Genomic DNA, 20,902 nt, shown 5'->3' on the forward strand with positions numbered 1-20,902 from the left:
GAATTTCTCCTTTATTTGCGGTAACTGCTCATGCCGCCTTTAATATTTGTTATCGTAGTAAACCCATTTTTCTTCAATAATTGACTAGCTTTGCTGCTGCGCATTCCGCTTTGACAAATAACTAGTACTTCTTTTTCTTTTGATAGTTCAGTCATGCGCTTTGGCAACTCATTTAATGGGATGTTTTTAAAGCCTTTGATATGATTCCCTTTAAATTCTCCTGGAGTTCGCACGTCGATATACTGCTTATCTTTCTTGCCAAGCTGCATTTTCATTTCTTCTGTAGAAATCGTTTGAACTCCTTTAGTAGGTGTTGTGAATCGATAAACTAACCAAAGGACAGCTGCTCCAACTAAAAGCCATGTAATCCAGTCCATTTTTCATCTTCCCCTCATATTCAATTTGATTAGATGAATAAGTTAACGTTTCCGTCTTCTGCATCTCCGAGATAAGCTGCAACACCTGCGTATTCAATTCCATCGAGCAATTCTTCTTGTTGTAACCCCAGAAGATCCATTGTCATCGTACAGGCGATCATTTTCACGTCTTGCTCTGCTGCCATTTCAATTAGTTGTGGTAAAGATAATGCATTGTGCTTTTTCATAACTTGTTTAATCATCTTAGGTCCCATTCCACCAAACTGCATATTTGATAAACCGAGTTTATCTGCACCTCTTGGCATCATTTTACCGAACATGGCTTCTAAACGACCTTTTTTCAAAGCTGGTGGATTTTCTTTTCGTAATGCATTCAATCCCCAGAATGTGTGGAAAATTGTTACTTCGTGATCATATGCTGCAGCACCGTTAGCAATGATATAAGCTGCCATCGCCTTATCATAATCACCGCTGAATAATACGATCGTCGTTTTCTTTTGCTCTTGTGCCATTGTATTGCCTCCATTTTCAAATTACCCGTAGGGGTATATTTTTCTCCAAAAAAATAACGTTTTATAGTGATGCCGCACTCTCTTGATACCCTATAGGGTATATTAAGACAACTCTCTGTGAATGTCAAACAAAATTTTTATCTGCTTTTCACTAGTAAGTCAACAGCTTCTTTTACCATATTCTCTGTGCTTTCGCCTTTCTCTATGCTTTCACGTACGCACGTTTCAAGGTTATCGCTAACAATAACGCCGATAGCACGGTCTACTGCACTTCTTACTGCTGAAAGTTGCATAACGACATCTCTACACTCTCCGTCGTTTTCTACCATTCTAATAACGCCCCGGAGCTGACCTTCTATTCTTTTCAATCGGTTTTCAACAAGTTTGTCGTATTTCATATTATTGATGCCTCCTATTAATAAACGAAAGGATTCTTGCTTACATTCACAATATACCCCTAAGGGTATATTGTCAATAGATGAGCTTATAACAAAATTACGTTAACACTCGGGGATGAACCTTTATAAAAGCGTCTGACTTTTATGCAGACTGGTCGATGCACTTGATCAAACGTTCTTCAATATCCTCAGCAATCGATTTAATAGTTTGGTCTTCAACCATACCAATCAAAGCAGTAGGCTTCGGCATTCCAATTTTCACGCTATCACTTTCTTTATACACTACGATTTTACACGGTAAGAAATAGCCGATCATTAAGTTTTCCGATAACACACGGTTCGCTTCTTTTGGATTACAAACCTCTAGAATTCTATAAGGCGTATCGAAGTCTTCTCCTTTTTCTTGAAGTTTGGCAGTCAAATCGAAATTCCAAAGAACACCGAATTTCTCCGCCTTTAGATTTTCCTCTAAAGCTTCAACCGCTTCGTTTACTGTTTTTAATGTATCTACTGTGTAATTAAACATGTGTTAGTTCCTCCTTTTATTTTTAACTTTTAGCTCTATGAGTACCCTACCCGGTATAAATTCAACTAAACATTAGACTATCAGACTAAAAATAAAACGTGGGACTCCATCATCGCTTTTCCGTGTTATTCTTTGGGGAAGTAAACTTCGGATTTCACATAAAAATCGTCCTTTCTGTAATGATGGTATGGTAACTTTCATTTTACAGAAATGGACGTTTTTTATATCCTTTTTTAGATTCAGAATGGCTTATGGGAGTGGAGACGGCCTAGCTGGCTGAGGCCGTGCCCGCGGAAAACGTCCGTCGGAATGGAAATCAACTCTTTCTCATAAATGTAAAGAGGCTTATGAGGCATCCCTTTGCTGAATCTTAGTTTCCTTTTCTAATATCTGCTTGCAATTCAATTTCCACATTGCCTTTAATCGCACGTGTAATCATGCATGAACTTTCTGCTTTTTCTGCGAGTTTTTGTGCCAATGCTAAGTCCTTTTCAGAAGCATCTGCTGTTAAAACCACTTGTGGTTTGTGAACAATGCGCTTGTAAGTAGTTACGCCTTTTTCGACTTCTACAATTCCTTCTGATTCCATCGTTAGCGATTGTTTCTCTAATTTGCTGCGCTCCATCATGGCCGCTAACGTGATAATATAACAAGTAGCTGCTGCTCCTAACAACATTTCATCTGGGTTCGTGCCAACTCCCGGACCATCCATTTCGGATGGAATCGAAATTTGAGTTTTTAAATTCCCTGTTTCAATTTCTCCTATACCGTTGCGAAAGCCAGGCCAATCTGCTGTTAACTGAAAACTATGCAATGTCATTACTTTCTCTCCTCGACTAGTTATTTTTCTTCCATTCTGCCATGCGCGGCATGGCAGTTAACGCGCCTATTTTCGTTGCACAAAGCGCGCCCATTTGATTTCCGAAATTTGTACATTCGATCACTTCTTGTTTTGTCTCAGGCAATCCAAACAAATAGACATGACGAATGATTCCCGCCATGAAAGCATCTCCAGCTCCTGTCGTGTCTACAGCTTGTACCGGAATTTCTGGCACGTGATGAATTTGGTTTTGAAAACCTGCGTAAGTGCCGTTTTCACCATCTGTCACCAACACTAACGGAATAGCATAACGCGATAATCGCATCATTCCTTCTTCGAATGACTCGGTTTCCATTAGAAAAGCAAGTTCTTCTTTTGTCAGCTTACCAATATCTGCTGATGGTAGAAATTCACATACGGTTTGGCGGCAAAGCTCTTCATTTTCCCAGCGCAAAAGACGGATATTAACATCGTACGAACAAATAACATGATTGTTTTTTGCTAACTCGATTGCTTTTTGAGTAGTGGTTCTCGCCTTAGGGTGAAACAGTGTACCAGAACAAAAGTGAAAAATATTAGCATCTTCAAAAGATTGTGATTTAAGTTGTTCGTATGTCACTTGAAGATCTGGAGTTTCATTGACATACGATGCAAACACGCGATCAAAATCAGAAGTCAACTGTATATACACACCGCTAACTCGTTTTTTAGGAGTTATAATGGCATGACTTAAATTTACTCCTTCATTTAGCAGTTCATTTCGCACAAAAGTTGACGTTTCATCATCGCCTGTAATTGTGATAAATTCAGAAGGCACGCCTAAGCCACTGACACCAGTCGCTACATTTACTGTAGCTCCACCAAGGTGTCTATTAAAAGAAGTATTAGAGGTATTTGTAGCAATATAATCTACAAATACATCGCCATATGTGAGGACATGCTTTACTTTTTCCATGTGTGACCTCTTTCGTGTAAAAGATCTTTTTCATTGCTATACTACTAATTGGAAGGTTTTCAAACAATCATACAGAACTCTACTACGTAATTCACTTTATTTAGCTATTATTTCAGGCTACACCATTTTAAATCAAGTAAAAGGAGGAAGTTTTTTTTGGAACTTACTATTCGACAAGCTCAGTCCGCCGATGCTGAAAAAATTGCACCTCTCATTATTAATGCGATCGGTGACATTGCGAATCATATGACCGCTCAAAAAGAACCAGAAGCAGTACTTGAAAAGATAGAAGACATGATCCGTGGAGAAAATACACGTCATAGCTATCATTATACGCATGTAGCGACTTTAGATGGCGATATTGCTGGTACGTTAGTGCTTTATCATGGCAATCAAGCAGAAGCACTAGATCGTTATTTAATCGAGCAACTAAAAGAACAAGGACACGAACGAACCATTGAACCAGAAGCACGCATGGATGAATGGTATATTGACACCGTTTCTGTTGACCCTAGTTACCAAGGAAAAGGAATTGGTTCAAAGCTATTTGAGTATGCAGAAGCCATTGTATCGTCAAAAGGAGGCGGTAAGCTTTCTCTTAATGTTGATATCGATAAAGAAGGAGCTATAAGACTTTACAAACGTCTTGGCTATATCGTTTCTGAGCCATGGACAATTATCGGCGAACCATTTCATCATATGGTAAAAGTAGTTTCTTAATCTTCTTTTTATTTACTATAGAAGAAAGCTGCTCCAGAAAAATCTGGAACAGCTTTTTTTTAGTTTTTTATTTAGCCATCCATTCGGGTTTCCCAAAACCTTCAAAATCCTCATCAATCGTCTTTTCAAATGATTCCGACTCGACAATTTCTACTAAATCCTTGGCTAATTGACTATTTTCATTTTCTGCTTTGACTGCTACTACATTACGGTACTGATCGGGCATGTCTTCAAGCGCTAATGCGTCTAACAAATCCATTTCGGCTGCTAATGCGAAATTCCCAGGAACAGCAGATAAGTCAGAGCCGTCAACTGCACGTGGTAGTTGTCCAGCTTCGATAGGTTGGAATACAAGGTTTTTCTTATTTTTCACAACATCTCTTTCAGAAATTTTAAGTTCATCAACTTCGGGATCCACTTCTACTAAACCCTGATCTTCTAACATCTGCAAAGCGCGTGCAGCATTGACTGGGTCATTTGGAATTGCGATAGTTGCACCATCTTCTATGTCTTCTATTGTATCAAATGTCAATTTCACGAAGTGAGTTTTCCACAATTCGCGCAAAAAAAGGAATCGCCGCAACGGATAAAGAAACGCTGGCCGCAACTGGCCCGATTGTAGTTCCAGTAATAAGTTTTGTTAATGGAATAAGTGCTACTAATAAAATAATAAACGGAATCGAACGTAAAATGTTTACAACAAAGCCGACTACTGAATTCACTGGTCGATTTGCAAGAAACAAGCCGCGATCAGTAGTAAATAATAAAATTCCCAAAGGCAGTCCCACAACTAATGCAACAGATAGAGAAATGCCAATCATCGTTAAGGTTTGAAAAAAAGCTGTTTGTATTTCAGGCCATAACTCAATAATTCGTCCCCATTCAATTCCCATTCGACATCACCTCTACTATTGCTAATCTACTTTCCATATAGTTTATAGCATCTGTAACAGCGGATTTATTGCCTTTTAACTCCATAATGAAGATACCAAGTGGCTGCTCTTGAATATACTCGATTGCTCCGTGTAAAAAATTTCCTTTCACCTCAAAGTTCTGGAGCATATCAGAAATAACGCCTTCGCCAGCTACGCCGCCTTTAAACAGTACTTTTACTAAAGTGCCTGTAAATCCGCTCAAAATTTGAGTTGGTACATTGAACGAAACAACACTAGAAATAAATTCTTTTGTTAGTTTTTTTTGAGGAGCTGCGAAAATGTTATATACGTAACCTTCTTCAATCACAAGTCCACTTTGCATAATGGCCATGCGGTCGCAAATTTCTTTTACTACGTTCATTTCATGTGTGATTAAAACAATTGTGATATTCAATTGATGATTAATATCTTTTAATAACCGCAAAATAGACAAAGTCGTATTTGGGTCTAGTGCAGATGTTGCTTCATCGCATAACAATACAGCAGGATTATTAGCCAGTGCTCGCGCAATGCCTACACGTTGTTTTTGGCCACCACTTAGTTGCGCTGGGTAGACATTACGCTTATCTGCCAAACCAACCATTTCTAGCAATTCTTCTACACGCGTCTTAATGTCTTTGTTAGACGTCCCTGCTGCCCGTAACGCAAAAGCGATATTATCATACACCGTCTTTTGACTAATCAAATGAAAATGTTGAAAAATCATTCCAATTTTCAAACGTGCTTTTCGCAACTGCTCGCCGTTTAACTTGGTTAAGTCTTTTCCATCTACTTTGACACTTCCTGAGCTTGGCCGTTCGAGCAAGTTAATGCAACGGATTAACGAACTTTTTCCTGCTCCAGAGTAACCGACGATGCCAAAAATTTCTCCTTTCCCAATATCTAAAGAGATATTGTCAACTCCAGTGACCGTGCCATGTTTGGTTGTGTATGTTTTTGTCAATTTCTCTATCTGTATCATAGCTTCCTCCTAACAATAAAAAAATGCCTCTTTCATCAAGAAAGAGACATCGAAAATTTGAATTTCTCGACTTATCTTCCGGAATGTGCAAACATTCCGCAGGACTTGGCACCTTCCCTCAATGGGGGTTGCCGGACGTCATAGGGCCTACCCCTCGGTCTCTCTTGATAAGTTGATGCATATTAGATTGAATTTCATATTACATACATTCACTCAGGGTGTCAATCAAATTCTGAATTTTCCATATAATTTTTCGCGACGGTCCTCAAAAACCGGAATACGTTTGCGAACTTCTTCTACTTCTTCCAAATCAATTTCTACATAACCAATGCCTTCTTCTTTTTTCATGTCTAAACGAACTTCTCCCCATGGAGCTATAACTATTGTGCTGCCTCCAAATACGTTTTTGGGATCACTGCCAATGCGGTTTACACCAACGACAAAGCATTGGTTTTCAATCGCACGCGCTTGCAAAAGCGTACGCCAATGGTCAATTCTTGGTTCTGGCCATTCTGCTGATACAAAGATAAGTTTTGCACCGTTTAATGCTTGCGCACGAATCCATTCCGGAAAGCGAATGTCGTAGCAAATTACACCACCGTATACGACGTTTTCCAACTCAAATGTGCCAAGTGTGTCTCCTTCTTCTAAATGAATGTGTTCATCCATCAATCCAAACCGATGTGCTTTATCATATTCTGATACAAGCTCGCCGTTTTTATTGACAACATACATCGTATTGTAAAATCCTTTATTTTTTTCTGTTGATACAGATCCCCCAACAATGTTTACAGTGTTCTCTTTTGCAAAACTCTTCAGCATTTCCACTGTACGATTTGTGTTGTCAGCTAATGTACTGAGTTCTGTCAATGCGTAGCCAGTATTCCACATTTCAGGTAAAACAATCGTATCTGCACCATTCGCGGTTGCCTCTTTTAAATAAGCTAATACTTGCTGATAGTTCTTTTCTGGTTCTCCAAATACAATATCCATTTGAACACATGCAATCTTCATATTCTCTCCTCCAGTAGACAAGTTATCCTAAATTCTATAAGATTCGGAGTAGATGTGCAATTATTTCGAAAATAAGGAGAGTTATATGGAATTTTCTAACCGCTTACAAAATCTACCTACTCAATTCTTTGCCTCACTCGTTGCAAAAACGACCAAAGCTGTGCTTGAAGGACGCGATGTCATCAATCTTGGCCAAGGAAATCCAGATCAACCTACCCCTGATCATATTATTAAAGCATTGCAAACAGCCGTTACTGATCCGCAAACACACAAGTATTCTCCTTTTCGTGGCATATCAACTTTGCGACAAGCCGCCGCAGATTTTTACAAACGCGAGTATGACGTAGAAATCGATCCTGATTTAGAAGTAGCTATTATGTGTGGAACAAAAATCGGTCTTGTTGAATTGCCATTAGCATTATTAAATCCCGAAGATCTTTTGTTGTTACCAGATCCCGGCTATCCTGACTATTTATCAGGAGCGCCATTAGCAGGTATTGACTTTGAATTGATGAAATTACATCCACAACAAGGCTATTTACCAAACTATGACGAGTTATCGGAAGCCGTTCGCGCGCGTGCAAAATTAATGTACTTAAACTATCCTAATAACCCAACTGGCGCAGTAGCAAACAAAGAATTTTTTGATGAAACCGTAGCTTTTGCAAAAGAAAATGACCTAGCTATTGTTCATGACTTTGCTTACGGAGCAGTAGGCTTCGAAGGCAAAAAACCAGTTAGCTTCTTGCAATCTAAAGGAGCGAAAGAAGTCGGCATTGAAATGTATACTTTATCGAAAACGTACAATATGGCCGGTTGGCGGATTGGATTTGCGGTCGGACATTCCAAAATGATTGAAGCATTAAACTTAATCCAAGATCATTTGTTTGCTGGATTATTTCCTGCCGTTCAACTTGCTGCAGCGGAAGCTTTAACTGCAGATCAACAATGTGTGGATGATTTAGTAGACCTGTATGAAAAACGCAGAAATGTTCTTGTTACAGAATGTACACGTATCGGTTGGGAAATCACGGCGCCACTTGGTTCTTTCTTTGCTTGGCTGCCCATTCCAGGCGGATTCACAAGTGCTGAATTTGCTGATTTCCTGCTTGAAAAAGCTGATATTTCAGTTGCGGCTGGCAGTGGATTTGGAGACGGTGGAGAAGGCTTTGTCCGTGTTGGACTACTAGTTGACGAAAGTCGAATCGTTGAAGCAATCGATCGAATCGAAAAGCTCCATTTGTTTTAAAACGAAAAAAAGACAGCCTTTAAATGAGTGAAAGCTGTCTTTTTTTCATTATACGATTATGTTACTTTATTCGACCAGTCCGATATGATTGAATGGCGCAATTCGAATTTTCACTTCGCCTATAACCGTTTTTTCAGAAACAAATCCTAGAATTCTTGAATCTGTACTATTCGATCGATTATCACCCAACACGAAATAAGACGCAGCAGGAACTGTAAACTCTTCCATATCTTCAGTCAGTCGAAGCATTCCCATTTGCTTTGCAGTTTGATAATTTTTATCTAAATAAGGCTCAGCTTGGGCCTTGCCGTTTATATACAATTGATCATCTTGTATGGAAATGATATCTCCCGGAATGCCAATTACGCGTTTGATGAAATTGACACCATTTGGAGCAGTAAAGACAATCATATCGAAGTTTTCGATAGAATAGATTTTCGCTAACACGACTTTATCGTTTTCTTCAAATGTCGGCATCATCGATTCACCATGGACAGCTACTGGTTCAAAGAGAAAATGGCGCGATAACAAGACAATCATCACTGTCAATAAGATGACACGCATCCAAGATATCGATTCTTTCACCGGATCTTTATACACCTTGTTCCCTCCTACTCGTGCCTGTTTTCTTTTATTATAATACGCCTTCAGCTTTGTGCATACTGACACTTCTCAATCTACTACTCAGTCGCAAGTTAAAAGACTTTGAATACGTTTCAAAAGCTAGATGCATAAAGCTTATTACTACGTCTGAATCGTCAGACTTTTGAGCCTATCGCGATTATATGTTACACTCAATAAAAAATGTAGGTGATTAGAATGGTAGGAAGAAATGATCCATGCCCATGTGGCAGTGGCAAGAAATACAAAAAGTGTCACGGAAAACAAGAAACTGTGTCTATCAACGATTTGATTAATGAAGAACTTTTCAAAGTACGCCAACAGTTCTTCTCGGAAAACCCAAATCAGACTCATATTACTGAGTTCCGCGAACTTCAACAAGAATGGCAGCCGCATTTAATGAACTCAATGGCTGAAAACGATGCGCAAGCATTTGTTATTGAAAATTTCCTGTTTATGAAAAAGCCTGAACTGTGGGAAGAGTTTTTAGAAAAACAAATTGATTTGGCTCAACGTCCTTCAACAAAAGAAGTGCTTGGCGATTGGAACAATGTTAAAGTCTTCATTGGTCAATATGTTAAAGGTGATACAAAAACAGCTCAATTTACAGATGCATTGACTGGTGAAACGCTTGAAATGGCAGACCAGCCACCAACTGACATGGAAAATGGGCAAGGCTTATTAGCCATCCTATTACCTGACTCTCGTGTTGGAGAAAATGGTGTCCTTTTCCTTAACGGCTATTTAACAGTAGTAGGAGAGTTTAAGCCGTTCTTCGATCAGTTAACGGCTCAAATGGCTTCTGCTAATGCTGCGCAAGACGAAAGTTATCTTCGCGATAATTATTTAACAATTGTTGAACAAATTGTTAAGTACTCAACTGGCAGTGTAGAAGAAAGCATTTCGCTTTCTCCAGAACACGACTCCGTAATGGTTGAACTTGATAAGCATATTGAGCAAGCTAATTTTGATGAAGAAACGGTCGGCAATATTACTAGTATTTTAAACAGTTATCTTGTAAGCCAGCAACCAATTGTTCAAAAACCCGAGGCTCTTGTAGCAGGATATTGGAGATTCTTGCAAGACCACGAACTGATAAAAGGACCTATGTTGTCTGCAAAAGATTTAAGCGAAAAATTCGACGTTTCTTCGAGTACGATTTTAAAACGTTCAAAAGAATTTAGTGCTTATTTCGAAGAATTGCTAGCAAAAAAATAAGTGTTATTCAGCCTAATTGGCATCGATACAGCAAAAGAGTAGCCGCGGCTACTCTTTTTTTCTTCGGAAAGTAATGAGAATATACAGTAAAATCCCCGCTACTGCCAGAAATAAGTACAAGCGAATAAAGTAAATTTGAAGCCATAAAGCATCGGTTAAATGGAAAACAAAATTAACAAAAACTATAACAGACAGCAAGATGCCTAAGGTAAAAATCAGCAAACCTGCATAACGGATTCGTTTCAAAAAAGATTCCATTTAGATCACTCCCCGTTAAGACTAAGTGATATTTCTATTCCCTTTCTAAAAAATACCAATCGCTTCTTTTAGATTTTCTATTCAATTTGTGTTTGTTGATAACTCTGAAGGGAATCATAGAAAATACCAGGGCAGTGCCTTTATTTTGAACTTAAAGGGAAGTCTCTTTGTTCTCTCTTTCTTATACACAATAAAACGTCATCTTTGTGTGTTATGTGGATAAGATGTTTGAATTTTGTGGACATTATTGAGTAAGTAGAACATGTAAATACATTTATTAAAACCATAGACCAAGGAGGGCAAAAATGTTTGAAATTACACTCGATAGTTTTATTCGGATTGTAACAGTCGGTTTTCTTGCGTACGTTGGGTTGGTTATTTTCCTACGCATTTCTGGCAAACGAACATTAACGAAATTGAACGCTTTTGACTTTGTCGTAACCGTTGCACTTGGTTCAACATTGGCAACTGTTTTACTGAATAGCAGTGTCAGCTTATTAGAAGGAATGACCGCATTTGCCTTATTAATATTTTTGCAGTATGTAATCACTCTTCTATCTGTCCACTCTAGTCGGTTTAACGCTATCATCAAATCGGAACCGCGCTTACTATTTCTAGATGGACAATTTTTGAGAAGTGCTATGAAAAAAGAACGGATTAAAGAAATTGAAATCTTACAAGTGATACGCAATAGTGGATTTGGCTCTACAGAGAAAGTGAAAGCAGTTGTTCTAGAAACAGATGGAAGCTTGTCTGTCATAAGCAGTGAAACAGGAAACGCTTTGGAAAATGTGAACTCGAGCAGTGAAACTGTCTAGTTACCAATCGTCATAACAAAAGGTGCATGGGTTTCATCCCATGCACCTTTTGTTATTCTCTTGGCGTTTTTACACGCATTTTTCGGTGTTCACGTCTCGCAGGTGCTGTCTCGAAAAATAATTTTTCGCCGGCTGATTCAGGTCGTACAGGTGGTACAGGTGTCGGCTTGCCGTCGTCTCCCATTGCGACCATCGTCAAGAACGATTCAGTCGTTAATTTTTCTTCACCGGTTTGTAAGTTCTGTGATGTGACGCGCACATAGACTTCCATCGATGTACGGCCTGTGGATGTTACATTTGCTTCAAGTTCTAGTACATCTCCTACTTTAGCAGAAGACAAGAAATCCACAGAGTCAATTGACGCTGTTACAACAACTTGGCGACGTGCGTGCTTCATCGCTGTAATTCCTGCAATTTCATCGATATAAGCTAACACCTTGCCTCCAAAAATAGAGTTCATATGGTTTGTGTCTGGAGGAAGTACTAGTTTTGTTTGAATGGTTCTGGATTCTTTCATCGGTTTGGCTTCCATTATCATCAATCCTTTCTTTAGAGCTCTACTAAGAGATTTCCCACAAAAACAGCAGGCTTTCCTTTATACTATATTGAAATGAGGAGGATTCTTTATGTCAGAGTTATTGAATATTTTAAACACACCTGAATTCCAGTCAAAATCATCTTTAAAACAACAACTTCTATCGCTTGGTATTCGAGCTGGAGACAATTTAATGATTCACTCTTCACTTAAATCCATGGGCTGGATCGCTGGAGGCGCTCAAACGGTCGTTGAAGCCTTAATGGAAACCGTTACAGAAACAGGCACATTGGTGATGCCTGCACAGTCTACAGGCAACTCAGACCCTGTTTACTGGATGGAGCCACCTGTTCCTGAAAACTGGCATCAGCCGATTCGCGATGCTTTACCTGCTTATGACCCATACTTGAGCGAAATGCGCGGTATGGGGAAAATTGCAGAATGCTTTCATCGCCACCCACTGACTGTTCGAAGCCCTCATCCGTCACATTCATTTATGGCTTGGGGGAGTAAAGCAATACAGTGGATGAGCGAACAGCCATTAGAAGATTCTTTTGGTCGCAAGTCACCTCTTGCAAAAATGTTGCAAGCTAATGTAAAAATTCTATTGATTGGCGTCGGCTTTGATTCGTGTACCGCTCTTCATTATGCCGAGTTTGTTCAAGAATCTCGCAAGACTTCACCACAAGGTGCGGCTATGTTAATTGGCGGCAAACGTGTTTGGCAAACCTTCGATTGTGTAGAAATGGATGCTGAACGATTTCCAGAAATCGCAAAAGCGTTTCCTGGTGTTATTTCAGAAGGACAATGGGGTCAAGCTAAAACTCACCTTGTCGAAATGAAGCCTCTTGTCGACTTTGGCATCGATTGGGTCTGTCAACATGCTAAAGCATAACCATGCAAACAGCCAGTACTCTCTTTTGAGTAGCTGGCTATTTTATGAAATAATTTTAGCCAGCAGTCTTTCTAGCCGGTTGTTATCCTTATTGAACGAATCGACAAAAGCATTAATAATTTCCGCGGATTCAACTTCTTTTTCCCAATCTAACCGATAGCCTGCATTAAACACAAGCTGACGCGCAAATTCGCGAACACTGCGACCATTTCCTTCACGAAATGGATGCAGTGCATTCAATTCTGAAAGAAAGTAAGCTAAACGAACAATCAACTGACTGCTTGATAATCCCTTTAAATACGTTTCTAATTCCAGCTCGCGAAAAATTTTCACTAAATGGATTTCAATGTGCTTAGGATGCGCAAAAGATGACGAACCTTTAGAAATCATTTCTTTTCTCAATTCTCCAGCAAACGGATAAACATCTTGAAGAATATAACGATGAATAGCTAAAAATGAAGTTAATGTTAGCGGATCTGCTGGCTTTTGTAACTGAAGTTCCGAAAGACGAAGCAAAGAATAGACTTTCTCCAGCTCTTTTAACTTCTGGTCGTCTTCTACATCAAAAAAATTAATCAACACATCAGTGCCTGGATAACAATACATTGACGTATGTTGATACTTAGACATCAAACTTCCTTTTAACAGCCTGATGAAATTGTGCTTCTGTTTGTTCACCAGTCAATACGGATCGAACGAAATGTTCATCCTCACTTGTCACATCAAACCCTTCTGTAACCAAAGAATGGGAAGCTGAGAAAATTGCATGGTTTGCTTGTTCATTAGAAACTGGGTTTACTAGTTTCGCCAATGGGATAACCACCTTTCACATCGAAATTATACCATTTTACTCGTTCTTTTTCTATCGTAAACCCTTGATACGGATAGGTTTCCAAAGAATCACAACTTGTTACCTCCAACAAAAAAACCGGATGCACATACATCCGGTTCCAACTATATTTGTTGTTGTAATTCAGCACTTTCTTCTGACGTAAAGATTCGCGATCTTGTTAAAAACCGTTTTCCTTCCACGCCTTCTAATGAAAACATACCTCCGCGCCCCGGCACAACATCAATAATGAGTTGTGTATGACTCCAATAGTCAAATTGGTTTTTATGCATATAGAATTTGCTATCTTCGATTACTCCCATTAAGATGTCTTGATCTCCGATAAATAAATCACCTTCCGGATAACACATCGGTGAGCTGCCATCACAACAGCCTCCTGATTGATGGAACATAACCGGTCCGTGCTTTTTCTTCAACAATTCAATCAATTCAATAGCAGCATCTGTCGCTATTACGCGTTCGACCATTGCTATCCCCACTTTCTGGTGGTGCTTACTTATACTTTCTTGAAATCAGAAGAATCCTTGCTTGTCTTCACTGTAGCTAACTAACATATTTTTTGTTTGTTGGTAATGATTTAGCATCATCAAATGGTTTTCACGACCAAAGCCGGACATTTTATAGCCACCGAACGCTGCATGAGCTGGATATTGGTGATAACAGTTTGTCCATACGCGTCCTGCTTGAATACCTCGTCCAAAACGATATGCTGTATTCGTGTCGCGCGTCCAAATACCAGAACCTAGCCCATATAATGTATCATTAGCGATTTCAAGTGCTTCTTCTTTTGTTTTAAAAGTTGTTACAGAGACAACTGGTCCGAAGATCTCTTCTTGGAAAACACGCATTTTGTTATGACCAGCAAAGACAGTTGGCTGAATATAGAAGCCTTCAGATAGCTCGCCTTCTAAATGGTTGCGGTCGCCGCCTGCAAGAACTTCTGCGCCTTCTTGTTTACCGATATCCAAGTAAGATTGAATTTTTTCCATTTGTTCTGTAGAAGCTTGTGCTCCCATCATCGTTTCTGGGTCGAGTGGATTTCCAGTTTTGATTGCGGCTACGCGTTTTAATGCACGTTCCATAAACTCATCATAAATGTCTTCTTGAATCAGTACACGAGACGGGCATGTACAAACTTCACCTTGATTTAAAGCAAACATAACAAATCCTTCGATTGCCTTGTCAAGAAAAGCATCGTCTTTATCCATTACATCTTTAAAGAAAATGTTTGGTGATTTACCACCCAGTTCTAATGTTACCGGAATCAAGTTTTGTGATGCATATTGCATGATCATACGACCTGTCGTTGTTTCACCTGTAAATGCAATTTTGCTAATACGCGGGCTTGATGCAAGCGGCTTGCCTGTTTCAAGTCCAAAGCCGTTGACGATGTTCAAGACTCCTGGAGGTAAGATGTCCCCAATAAGTTCAGCTAGCACAAGAATACTTGCTGGCGTTTGTTCAGCTGGCTTTAATACAACGCAGTTACCTGCAGCAAGAGCCGGTGCTAGTTTCCATACAGCCATCAATATCGGGAAATTCCATGGAATAATTTGACCGACTACGCCAAGTGGCTCATGAAAATGATAAGCCACTGTATCGTCATCAATTTGGCTGAGTGATCCTTCTTGCGCACGAATAGCTCCAGCAAAATATCGGAAATGATCAATCGCAAGTGGTAAATCCGCATTTAAGGTTTCACGTACCGCTTTCCCGTTATCCCAAGTTTCAGCGACAGCTAACATTTCTAAGTTTTGTTCCATGCGATCCGCAATTTTTAATAATGCGTTTGCCCGTTCAGTAACGGATGTTTTGCCCCAAGCGTCTTTTGCCGCATGAGCCGCGTCAAGAGCCAATTCAACATCTTCAGCAGTTGAACGTGCAATTTCAGTAAATTTCTTACCAGTTACTGGCGAAACGTTTTCAAAATATTGTCCTTTAACTGGTGCTTTCCACTCGCCATTTATAAAGTTTTCATACTTTTCTTTAAATGTAACTTTTGAGCCTTCTGTATTCGGCATTGCATAGACCATTGCCATTTCTCCCCTTTACTCGTTATCCTGTTATGTACGCGCTTACATTCTTTCAATTTCTTTTACGCATCTATAACGGCTTCTCTTCTATATTGTCAAACTAATCTAAAAATTGCAACTCTAAAACATCTTTTTTTTATTCGTCTTGATACTTCATGTATAATGAAAGAAATACTAGGAAATACGAAATTGAGAGGAATTAATTATGCGAATCAATAAGTTTTTAAGCGAAACAGGTATTACTTCTCGGCGCGGAGCCGATAAGTTCATCGAAGCTGGACGTGTGAAGATTAACGGCAAATTAGCGGAGCTCGGCAGCAAAGTTGAATCAGAGGATGAAGTAAAAGTCGATGACAAAATCATCGAACAACCAAAACAGAACTACGTATACTTGGCATTAAATAAGCCCGTCGGCATTACTAGTACAACTGAACGCCATATTGAAGGAAATATCGTTGATTTTGTTAACCATGCCGAACGAATTTTCCACATTGGACGTCTTGATAAAGATTCGGAAGGGCTTATTCTTTTAACCAATGATGGCGATATTGTCAATGAAATTTTACGCGTCGAAAATGAACATGAAAAAGAATACATCATTAAAGTCGATATGCCCATTACCGAATCCTTTTTAGCTAAAATGGAAGAAGGCGTTGAAATACTTGGTACCAAGACCCTTCCAGCTAAAGCCCATAAATTATCTGCTTATACATTCAAGCTAACATTACGTCAAGGTTTAAATCGCCAAATCCGACGTATGTGTTCAGCGCTTGGTTATGAAGTTCAAGCTTTGCAAAGAGTTCGCATTATCAATATTCTCTTAGGAGATTTGCCTGTAGGTGAGTGGCGGGATTTAACCGATTCAGAGCGCAATGAACTATTTAACCAACTCGATTACATACCAAAACGTTGAGGAGGACATACTGATGTTAACCATGAAAAGCACACCAAACCATACAGGCGTCAAAATTAGTGGCGACTATTTTGATTTAGATGAGCTGAACTTAGCTCTTTACAAAGTAATCGGTCAGGAAGATCAATATTACGGTTATGAAGGATCGCGAATGCGGATCCTTGGCATTTCCTACGAACTTCGCCATGCTGCTCAAGGAGACCGCAATGTGGATTTTGTTTTTAATGGACTGCACGAACATACGATGAAGCAGCATGGATTGATCGCTCCCGATAAAAATATATACTTCTCCACAGAAGTACTATGGCCTGAATTACTATATGCAGTCACCGCTTTACAAGATTTCGTCAACATGTACCAAGAAGATAAAAAATTCACACTGTGGGATCTCCATTTACCCGTCATTTTACGCTTCCAGTCGTTAGTACTCGACTGCCTGCAAGGGCATATTCCAGTTGAAGAGTTCGAAGTCATTTTAAAAGCATTCAATCAGCTAGCATCTGTAAATGATTACGCCATCCAATACGTAGACTTATTAAATGTAAAATACATCGGCATGAACAAACAGCAGCGAGAACAAAGTCTCTCGTCTATCGCATTGAAAATAGCAATACAAGATCAGGACTATGCAACTTTCCGAAAACAGCTAATTAACGTTGCGTCTCCTCACAAAAAGCCCATACACGAAATCAACATACAAGCAGAATACCCAAAAAAAATTGAATGGTAACCAGAAAAGCGTAAGCGCCCATGTAGATTCGACGGGCATAAGACAGACCGACAAAGCGGTGCCCTTTACCGCACAGTCGGGTTGGCTTATGACCCTAGAATCTGGGCGCTGGAGCTAGACAACCAGAAAAGCGTAAGCGCCCATGTAGATTCGACGGGCATAAGACAGACCGACAAAGCGGTGCCCTTTACCGCACAGTCGGGTTGGCTTATGACCCTAGAATCTGGGCGCTGGAGCTAGACAACCAGAAAAGCGTAAGCGCCCATGTAGATTCGACGGGCATAAGACAGACCGACAAAGCGGTGCTCTTTACCGCACAGTCGGGTTGGCTTATGACCCTAGAATCTGGGCGCTGGAGCTAGACAACCAGAAAAGCGTAAGCGCCCATGTAGATTCGACGGGCATAAGACAGACCGACAAAGCGGTGCTCTTTACCGCACAGTCGGGTTGGCTTATGACCCTAGAATCTGGGCGCTGGAGCTAGACAACCAGAAAAGCGTAAGCGCCCGTGTAGATTCGACGGGCATAAGTTATCTATAAAACAAACTAAAAAAAGCTCACGCTAACGTTAGCGTGAGCTTTTCTTATATAGTTATTTGGAAATGTGTAAATCGCTTAGCAACATTTACTTCCCTAACATTTCGTCTACTTTATCTTGGTTGTTGTCGATCCATTCTTGTGCAACTTCTTCAGGATCTCCACCTTCTTCAATCTTAACGATCATTTCTTCCACATCATCAAGTGAAATGTTCCAGTTACTTAAGAATTCGTACGCTTCTGGCGCATTTTCTTTTAACTCTGTATTCGTTACTACTTCAACGGATGACGTCTCAAAGAATCCCTGTTCATTGGTTAATACTTTCAAATCGAATTTGTTGAACATTGTATGGGGTCTCCAGCCATAAAAAACAACCGGTTCTTCGTCAGCCATCATCTTTTGTGCTTGAGCGAGCATGCCGCCTTCTGAAGAATTTATTTGTTCCATATCAAATTCATAAGCTTTAAGTATTTCATCACTTTCAATCGAAGCGCCTGCACCAGATTCAATTCCGTAAAATTCATTGCCAAATTCATCTTCACGGCCTTTTAAATCTTCAAGAGAATTGACATCTTCCATATACGTTGGAACCGTCCAGCCTGTATCTGCTTCTGGATAGCTGACAGCAGTGAGATCCAAGTTGTCTTCGTACTTGTTAATGTAGTTATCGTGCATCGGCAACCAAGCATCCATAAACACATCAAGATCTCCACGAGACAATCCAGTATAAACACTTCCCGCATCTGCACTTGTTTCAACTACCTCGTAGCCCATATCTTTTAAGATTAAGCCAGCGATTTTTGTTGGTGGTACAGTACTCGTCCATGGTGTTACACCAAAAGTAATGGTTTCTTGCTCAGCACCTGATGCTTCTCCTGTCTCTTCATTATCAGAACCACAAGCTGCTAAAACGGCAACTATTAATGCAATCATTGTTACAAATAAAATCTTTTTCATCATTCATTTCCCCTTTATTTTTTATTTTTACGAGCCAACCCTTGGGTGATTCGATCCATCACGATTGCTAAAACAACAATTCCTAAACCACCTGTTAGACCCAGACCTACGTTAACGGTAGAGATTCCTTCAAGAACTACTGAACCAAGCCCTGGAGCTCCAATCATTGAGGCGATAACTGCCATTGATAAGGCGAGCATCATCGTCTGATTAATTCCTGCCATAATAGAAGGCATTGCTAAAGGCAACTGTACTTTGTAGAGGAGCTGCCATTTTGTTGAGCCGAAAGCTTTCGATGCTTCTACAACATCTTCTGGAACCTGCTGAATGCCGAGCGTCGTCATACGAACAGCTGGTGGTGTCGCAAATACGAAAGTGGCAATAACAGCCGGAACATTTCCGAGCCCAAATAACAGAATAGCTGGTATCAAATATACGAAACTTGGCAAAGTCTGCATAAAGTCCAAAATCGGTCGAACAATACTGGCCATCGTTTTATTGGTTGCAGCTACTATTCCGAGTGGAATACCGATAATTATTGATATTAATGTAGAAACAATAACGATCGCTACCGTCTGCATAGCTGCTTCCCATAAACCGACAGATCCTAGATAAAAGCTACCTATCAATGCGAATAACGCCAGTCCTTTACCAGAGAACTTCCATGCAACTAATACAAGAATCAGCACAAGCAACTCAGGAGGAGTTGCAATTAGCAAATCGGTTACACCATCGACAAAAGTTCGTAGGCTATCGCTTATGCTGTCAAAAAAGTCACCCGTCACTGGCAAGAGCCAATCATTTACAAATCGATTTGTCCATTCCTCAAGAGGTAATGTGAAATAGTTCATGATGTAGTCACCTCTCCTTTGCCTAATACTAAGCCGGAAAGGATAGAAACTCGTGACACGATTCCAAGTAATTTTCCGTTATCAATTACTGCCAGTGGGTATTTCGCTTCGACAGCCACACCAAAGAGGTCATTTAAAGGAGTTTCTGGAGAAATTTCATGAATATCTTCAATCAATACACTTTCAATTGTTGCACTTTTCTTATAAGCATCAATTGCATTGTCAATGGTTAACAATCCTTTAAAATTATTTTCTTTGTCTACTACAAAAATACTTGAAGCTCCAACTTCTTCCATTTTCCGAACAGCTGCTAACGCACCACTTTTATCAATGATATGAACATCTGGTTTTTTCATAACATGAGAAGCCATTAGCACTTTCGAACGATCAACGTCTTTAACAAAATTTGAAACATATTCATTTGCAGGATTTTCTAAAATTTCATCAGCTGTCCCTACTTGAACAATTTCACCATTCTTCATAATGGCAATACGATCTCCTAATTTCAATGCTTCATCTAAATCATGCGTAATAAACAATACCGTTTTCCCTAATCTGTTTTGCAATTTCAATAATTCATCTTGCATTTCTTTACGGATCAGTGGATCAAGTGCGCTAAATGCTTCGTCCATTAGAAGAATATCTGAATCATTGGCAAGTGCTCGTGCCAATCCAACACGTTGCTGCATGCCACCACTCAATTCTTTCGGGTAACTTTGTTCATAGCCTTGTAAACCAACGTCTTCGATAGATTGCTGTGCACGTTTATGACGCTCGTCTTTTTTGACTCCTTGAATTTCAAGACCATAAGCAATATTTTCTAAAACTGTACGATGTGGAAACAATCCGAATTGTTGAAATACCATCCCTAGCTTTTTTCGTCTTGTTTCAGTCAATTCTTTTTTTCCCATTTCAATAATATTTTCGCCATCTATTAACACTTCACCTGAAGTCGGCTCAATCAACCGATTTACTAGCCGTATTAATGTGGATTTACCACTTCCTGATAACCCCATAATGACAAAAAACTCGCCTGCTTCTACTGAAAATGAAGCTTGGTTGACGCCAACAGTCATTCCAGTTTCTGCTAAAATGTCTTCTTTCTGTTCACCATTCATGAGTCTCTTCAATCCTTGTTGTGGATGAGAGCCAAAAATCTTCGTTAGGTTATTCACTTGAATCTTTTTCATCGACATGCTCCTCATTGTTTTTACTACG

25 protein-coding genes, 2 pseudogenes and 1 riboswitch are annotated in these 20,902 nt (G+C 39.7%); of the genes and pseudogenes, 7 read left to right on the plus strand and 20 right to left on the minus strand.

Annotated elements, in window-relative coordinates; genetic code table 11:
* Window positions 1-11 precede the first annotated feature (11 nt).
* The 6 genes from I858_RS14555 to I858_RS14580 form a co-directional block, all read right to left on the minus strand.
* Complete coding sequence (locus I858_RS14555) at window positions 12-377, minus strand: rhodanese-like domain-containing protein (RefSeq protein ID WP_049693152.1); 366 nt, start codon at window positions 375-377, stop codon at window positions 12-14.
* 29 nt (window positions 378-406) lie between these two features.
* Complete coding sequence (locus tag I858_RS14560) at window positions 407-889, minus strand: DsrE/DsrF/DrsH-like family protein (RefSeq protein ID WP_049693153.1); 483 nt, start codon at window positions 887-889, stop codon at window positions 407-409.
* A 137-nt stretch (window positions 890-1,026) separates the two neighbouring features.
* A complete protein-coding gene (locus tag I858_RS14565) occupies window positions 1,027-1,287 on the minus strand; it encodes a metal-sensitive transcriptional regulator (protein WP_049693154.1) in 261 nt (86 codons plus the stop codon).
* 142 nt (window positions 1,288-1,429) lie between these two features.
* A complete protein-coding gene (locus tag I858_RS14570; RefSeq protein WP_049693155.1) occupies window positions 1,430-1,813 on the minus strand; it encodes a DUF302 domain-containing protein in 384 nt (127 codons plus the stop codon).
* Window positions 1,814-2,183: 370 nt separating this feature from the next.
* The gene (locus tag I858_RS14575) at window positions 2,184-2,633 is read right to left on the minus strand and encodes an OsmC family protein (protein WP_049693156.1); all 450 of its coding nucleotides are present in this window, start codon (window positions 2,631-2,633) and stop codon (window positions 2,184-2,186) included.
* A 16-nt stretch (window positions 2,634-2,649) separates the two neighbouring features.
* Window positions 2,650-3,588, minus strand: coding sequence for a carbohydrate kinase family protein (locus I858_RS14580; protein ID WP_049693157.1), 939 nt, complete (start codon window positions 3,586-3,588; stop codon window positions 2,650-2,652).
* Window positions 3,589-3,744: 156 nt separating this feature from the next.
* Between I858_RS14580 and I858_RS14585 the strand changes: the two genes are divergently transcribed.
* Complete coding sequence (locus I858_RS14585) at window positions 3,745-4,308, plus strand: GNAT family N-acetyltransferase (protein ID WP_049693158.1); 564 nt, start codon at window positions 3,745-3,747, stop codon at window positions 4,306-4,308.
* A gap of 67 nt (window positions 4,309-4,375) precedes the next feature.
* Here I858_RS14585 and I858_RS14590 read toward each other — a convergent pair.
* The 4 genes and pseudogenes from I858_RS14590 to I858_RS14605 form a co-directional block, all read right to left on the minus strand.
* Window positions 4,376-4,834 (minus strand): annotated as a pseudogene (locus tag I858_RS14590) (MetQ/NlpA family ABC transporter substrate-binding protein); the annotation flags it as partial.
* 1 nt (window position 4,835) lies between these two features.
* Window positions 4,836-5,201: pseudogene (locus I858_RS14595) on the minus strand (methionine ABC transporter permease); the annotation flags it as partial.
* Entirely contained in the window at window positions 5,191-6,204 is a 1,014-nt protein-coding gene (locus tag I858_RS14600) for a methionine ABC transporter ATP-binding protein (protein ID WP_049693159.1), read from the minus strand. The gene I858_RS14600 and the pseudogene I858_RS14595, both read right to left, overlap by 11 nt.
* A 68-nt stretch (window positions 6,205-6,272) precedes the next feature.
* Window positions 6,273-6,378: riboswitch (SAM riboswitch) on the minus strand.
* Window positions 6,379-6,429: 51 nt separating this feature from the next.
* The gene (locus I858_RS14605) at window positions 6,430-7,218 is read right to left on the minus strand and encodes a carbon-nitrogen family hydrolase (RefSeq protein ID WP_049693160.1); all 789 of its coding nucleotides are present in this window, start codon (window positions 7,216-7,218) and stop codon (window positions 6,430-6,432) included.
* An 85-nt stretch (window positions 7,219-7,303) separates the two neighbouring features.
* Between I858_RS14605 and I858_RS14610 the strand changes: the two genes are divergently transcribed.
* Window positions 7,304-8,467 carry a pyridoxal phosphate-dependent aminotransferase gene (locus I858_RS14610; protein WP_049693161.1) on the plus strand — a complete coding sequence of 388 codons (1,164 nt, stop codon included), beginning with the start codon at window positions 7,304-7,306 and terminating at the stop codon, window positions 8,465-8,467.
* Between the two features lie 66 nt (window positions 8,468-8,533).
* On the opposite strand, the gene lepB is transcribed toward I858_RS14610, so the two are convergent.
* Window positions 8,534-9,067 carry a signal peptidase I gene (gene lepB / locus I858_RS14615; RefSeq protein ID WP_049693162.1) on the minus strand — a complete coding sequence of 178 codons (534 nt, stop codon included), beginning with the start codon at window positions 9,065-9,067 and terminating at the stop codon, window positions 8,534-8,536.
* A 219-nt stretch (window positions 9,068-9,286) separates the two neighbouring features.
* Between lepB and I858_RS14620 the strand changes: the two genes are divergently transcribed.
* The gene (locus tag I858_RS14620) at window positions 9,287-10,306 is read left to right on the plus strand and encodes an SEC-C metal-binding domain-containing protein (RefSeq protein ID WP_049693163.1); all 1,020 of its coding nucleotides are present in this window, start codon (window positions 9,287-9,289) and stop codon (window positions 10,304-10,306) included.
* Between the two features lie 48 nt (window positions 10,307-10,354).
* Here I858_RS14620 and I858_RS14625 read toward each other — a convergent pair whose 3' ends face one another.
* Entirely contained in the window at window positions 10,355-10,564 is a 210-nt protein-coding gene (locus tag I858_RS14625) for a hypothetical protein (RefSeq protein WP_049693164.1), read from the minus strand.
* 305 nt (window positions 10,565-10,869) lie between these two features.
* Between I858_RS14625 and I858_RS14630 the strand changes: the two genes are divergently transcribed.
* Window positions 10,870-11,382 carry a DUF421 domain-containing protein gene (locus I858_RS14630; RefSeq protein ID WP_049693165.1) on the plus strand — a complete coding sequence of 171 codons (513 nt, stop codon included), beginning with the start codon at window positions 10,870-10,872 and terminating at the stop codon, window positions 11,380-11,382.
* Between the two features lie 52 nt (window positions 11,383-11,434).
* On the opposite strand, the gene I858_RS14635 is transcribed toward I858_RS14630, so the two are convergent.
* A complete protein-coding gene (locus I858_RS14635; protein WP_049693166.1) occupies window positions 11,435-11,914 on the minus strand; it encodes an acyl-CoA thioesterase in 480 nt (159 codons plus the stop codon).
* A 94-nt stretch (window positions 11,915-12,008) separates the two neighbouring features.
* Here I858_RS14635 and I858_RS14640 point away from each other — a divergent pair, with 94 nt between their 5' ends.
* Entirely contained in the window at window positions 12,009-12,812 is an 804-nt protein-coding gene (locus I858_RS14640; RefSeq protein ID WP_049693167.1) for an AAC(3) family N-acetyltransferase, read from the plus strand.
* Window positions 12,813-12,854: 42 nt separating this feature from the next.
* On the opposite strand, the gene I858_RS14645 is transcribed toward I858_RS14640, so the two are convergent.
* The 4 genes from I858_RS14645 to adh form a co-directional block, all read right to left on the minus strand.
* Entirely contained in the window at window positions 12,855-13,442 is a 588-nt protein-coding gene (locus tag I858_RS14645; protein WP_049693168.1) for a Fic/DOC family protein, read from the minus strand.
* Window positions 13,435-13,623, minus strand: coding sequence for a hypothetical protein (locus tag I858_RS14650; protein ID WP_049693169.1), 189 nt, complete (start codon window positions 13,621-13,623; stop codon window positions 13,435-13,437). The genes I858_RS14645 and I858_RS14650 overlap by 8 nt, the downstream gene beginning before the upstream one ends.
* A 143-nt stretch (window positions 13,624-13,766) precedes the next feature.
* Window positions 13,767-14,129, minus strand: coding sequence for a DUF779 domain-containing protein (locus tag I858_RS14655; RefSeq protein ID WP_049693170.1), 363 nt, complete (start codon window positions 14,127-14,129; stop codon window positions 13,767-13,769).
* Window positions 14,130-14,174: 45 nt separating this feature from the next.
* Complete coding sequence (gene adh, locus I858_RS14660) at window positions 14,175-15,695, minus strand: aldehyde dehydrogenase (protein WP_049693171.1); 1,521 nt, start codon at window positions 15,693-15,695, stop codon at window positions 14,175-14,177.
* A gap of 205 nt (window positions 15,696-15,900) precedes the next feature.
* On the opposite strand from adh, the gene I858_RS14665 reads away from it, so the two are divergent.
* The gene (locus I858_RS14665; protein WP_049693172.1) at window positions 15,901-16,608 is read left to right on the plus strand and encodes a pseudouridine synthase; all 708 of its coding nucleotides are present in this window, start codon (window positions 15,901-15,903) and stop codon (window positions 16,606-16,608) included.
* A 13-nt stretch (window positions 16,609-16,621) separates the two neighbouring features.
* Window positions 16,622-17,338 carry a DUF6904 family protein gene (locus I858_RS14670; RefSeq protein ID WP_049693173.1) on the plus strand — a complete coding sequence of 239 codons (717 nt, stop codon included), beginning with the start codon at window positions 16,622-16,624 and terminating at the stop codon, window positions 17,336-17,338.
* A gap of 625 nt (window positions 17,339-17,963) precedes the next feature.
* On the opposite strand, the gene I858_RS14675 is transcribed toward I858_RS14670, so the two are convergent.
* The 3 genes from I858_RS14675 to I858_RS14685 are packed head-to-tail and all read right to left on the minus strand — an operon-like array spanning window position 17,964 to window position 20,874.
* Complete coding sequence (locus tag I858_RS14675) at window positions 17,964-18,833, minus strand: glycine betaine ABC transporter substrate-binding protein (protein ID WP_049693589.1); 870 nt, start codon at window positions 18,831-18,833, stop codon at window positions 17,964-17,966.
* A 14-nt stretch (window positions 18,834-18,847) separates the two neighbouring features.
* On the minus strand, window positions 18,848-19,684 hold the full coding sequence (locus tag I858_RS14680; protein ID WP_049693590.1) for an ABC transporter permease: 837 nt from the start codon (window positions 19,682-19,684) through the stop codon (window positions 18,848-18,850).
* Entirely contained in the window at window positions 19,681-20,874 is a 1,194-nt protein-coding gene (locus tag I858_RS14685; RefSeq protein WP_049693591.1) for a quaternary amine ABC transporter ATP-binding protein, read from the minus strand. Before I858_RS14685 ends, I858_RS14680 begins: the two co-directional genes overlap by 4 nt.
* Window positions 20,875-20,902 lie beyond the last annotated feature (28 nt).

It is taken from the genome of Planococcus versutus, from assembly GCF_001186155.3.
GTDB classification, from domain to species: Bacteria; Bacillota; Bacilli; order Bacillales_A; family Planococcaceae; genus Planococcus; species Planococcus versutus.

What these genes read in the sequence shown, in the direction of transcription:
- I858_RS14685 (WP_049693591.1), bottom strand. Translation starts at nt 20,874, where the DNA reads ATGAAAAAGATTCAAGTGAATAACCTAACGAAGATTTTTGGCTCTCAT.
- I858_RS14555 (WP_049693152.1), bottom strand. Translation starts at nt 377, where the DNA reads ATGGACTGGATTACATGGCTTTTAGTTGGAGCAGCTGTCCTTTGGTTA.
- I858_RS14645 (WP_049693168.1), bottom strand. Translation starts at nt 13,442, where the DNA reads ATGTCTAAGTATCAACATACGTCAATGTATTGTTATCCAGGCACTGAT.
- I858_RS14560 (WP_049693153.1), bottom strand. Translation starts at nt 889, where the DNA reads ATGGCACAAGAGCAAAAGAAAACGACGATCGTATTATTCAGCGGTGAT.
- I858_RS14680 (WP_049693590.1), bottom strand. Translation starts at nt 19,684, where the DNA reads ATGAACTATTTCACATTACCTCTTGAGGAATGGACAAATCGATTTGTA.
- I858_RS14620 (WP_049693163.1), top strand. Translation starts at nt 9,287, where the DNA reads ATGGTAGGAAGAAATGATCCATGCCCATGTGGCAGTGGCAAGAAATAC.
- I858_RS14675 (WP_049693589.1), bottom strand. Translation starts at nt 18,833, where the DNA reads ATGAAAAAGATTTTATTTGTAACAATGATTGCATTAATAGTTGCCGTT.
- I858_RS14640 (WP_049693167.1), top strand. Translation starts at nt 12,009, where the DNA reads ATGTCAGAGTTATTGAATATTTTAAACACACCTGAATTCCAGTCAAAA.
- I858_RS14565 (WP_049693154.1), bottom strand. Translation starts at nt 1,287, where the DNA reads ATGAAATACGACAAACTTGTTGAAAACCGATTGAAAAGAATAGAAGGT.
- I858_RS14600 (WP_049693159.1), bottom strand. Translation starts at nt 6,204, where the DNA reads ATGATACAGATAGAGAAATTGACAAAAACATACACAACCAAACATGGC.
- I858_RS14625 (WP_049693164.1), bottom strand. Translation starts at nt 10,564, where the DNA reads ATGGAATCTTTTTTGAAACGAATCCGTTATGCAGGTTTGCTGATTTTT.
- I858_RS14580 (WP_049693157.1), bottom strand. Translation starts at nt 3,588, where the DNA reads ATGGAAAAAGTAAAGCATGTCCTCACATATGGCGATGTATTTGTAGAT.
- I858_RS14665 (WP_049693172.1), top strand. Translation starts at nt 15,901, where the DNA reads ATGCGAATCAATAAGTTTTTAAGCGAAACAGGTATTACTTCTCGGCGC.
- I858_RS14605 (WP_049693160.1), bottom strand. Translation starts at nt 7,218, where the DNA reads ATGAAGATTGCATGTGTTCAAATGGATATTGTATTTGGAGAACCAGAA.
- I858_RS14635 (WP_049693166.1), bottom strand. Translation starts at nt 11,914, where the DNA reads ATGGAAGCCAAACCGATGAAAGAATCCAGAACCATTCAAACAAAACTA.
- adh (WP_049693171.1), bottom strand. Translation starts at nt 15,695, where the DNA reads ATGGTCTATGCAATGCCGAATACAGAAGGCTCAAAAGTTACATTTAAA.
- I858_RS14575 (WP_049693156.1), bottom strand. Translation starts at nt 2,633, where the DNA reads ATGACATTGCATAGTTTTCAGTTAACAGCAGATTGGCCTGGCTTTCGC.
- I858_RS14570 (WP_049693155.1), bottom strand. Translation starts at nt 1,813, where the DNA reads ATGTTTAATTACACAGTAGATACATTAAAAACAGTAAACGAAGCGGTT.
- I858_RS14630 (WP_049693165.1), top strand. Translation starts at nt 10,870, where the DNA reads ATGTTTGAAATTACACTCGATAGTTTTATTCGGATTGTAACAGTCGGT.
- I858_RS14655 (WP_049693170.1), bottom strand. Translation starts at nt 14,129, where the DNA reads ATGGTCGAACGCGTAATAGCGACAGATGCTGCTATTGAATTGATTGAA.
- I858_RS14610 (WP_049693161.1), top strand. Translation starts at nt 7,304, where the DNA reads ATGGAATTTTCTAACCGCTTACAAAATCTACCTACTCAATTCTTTGCC.
- I858_RS14670 (WP_049693173.1), top strand. Translation starts at nt 16,622, where the DNA reads ATGTTAACCATGAAAAGCACACCAAACCATACAGGCGTCAAAATTAGT.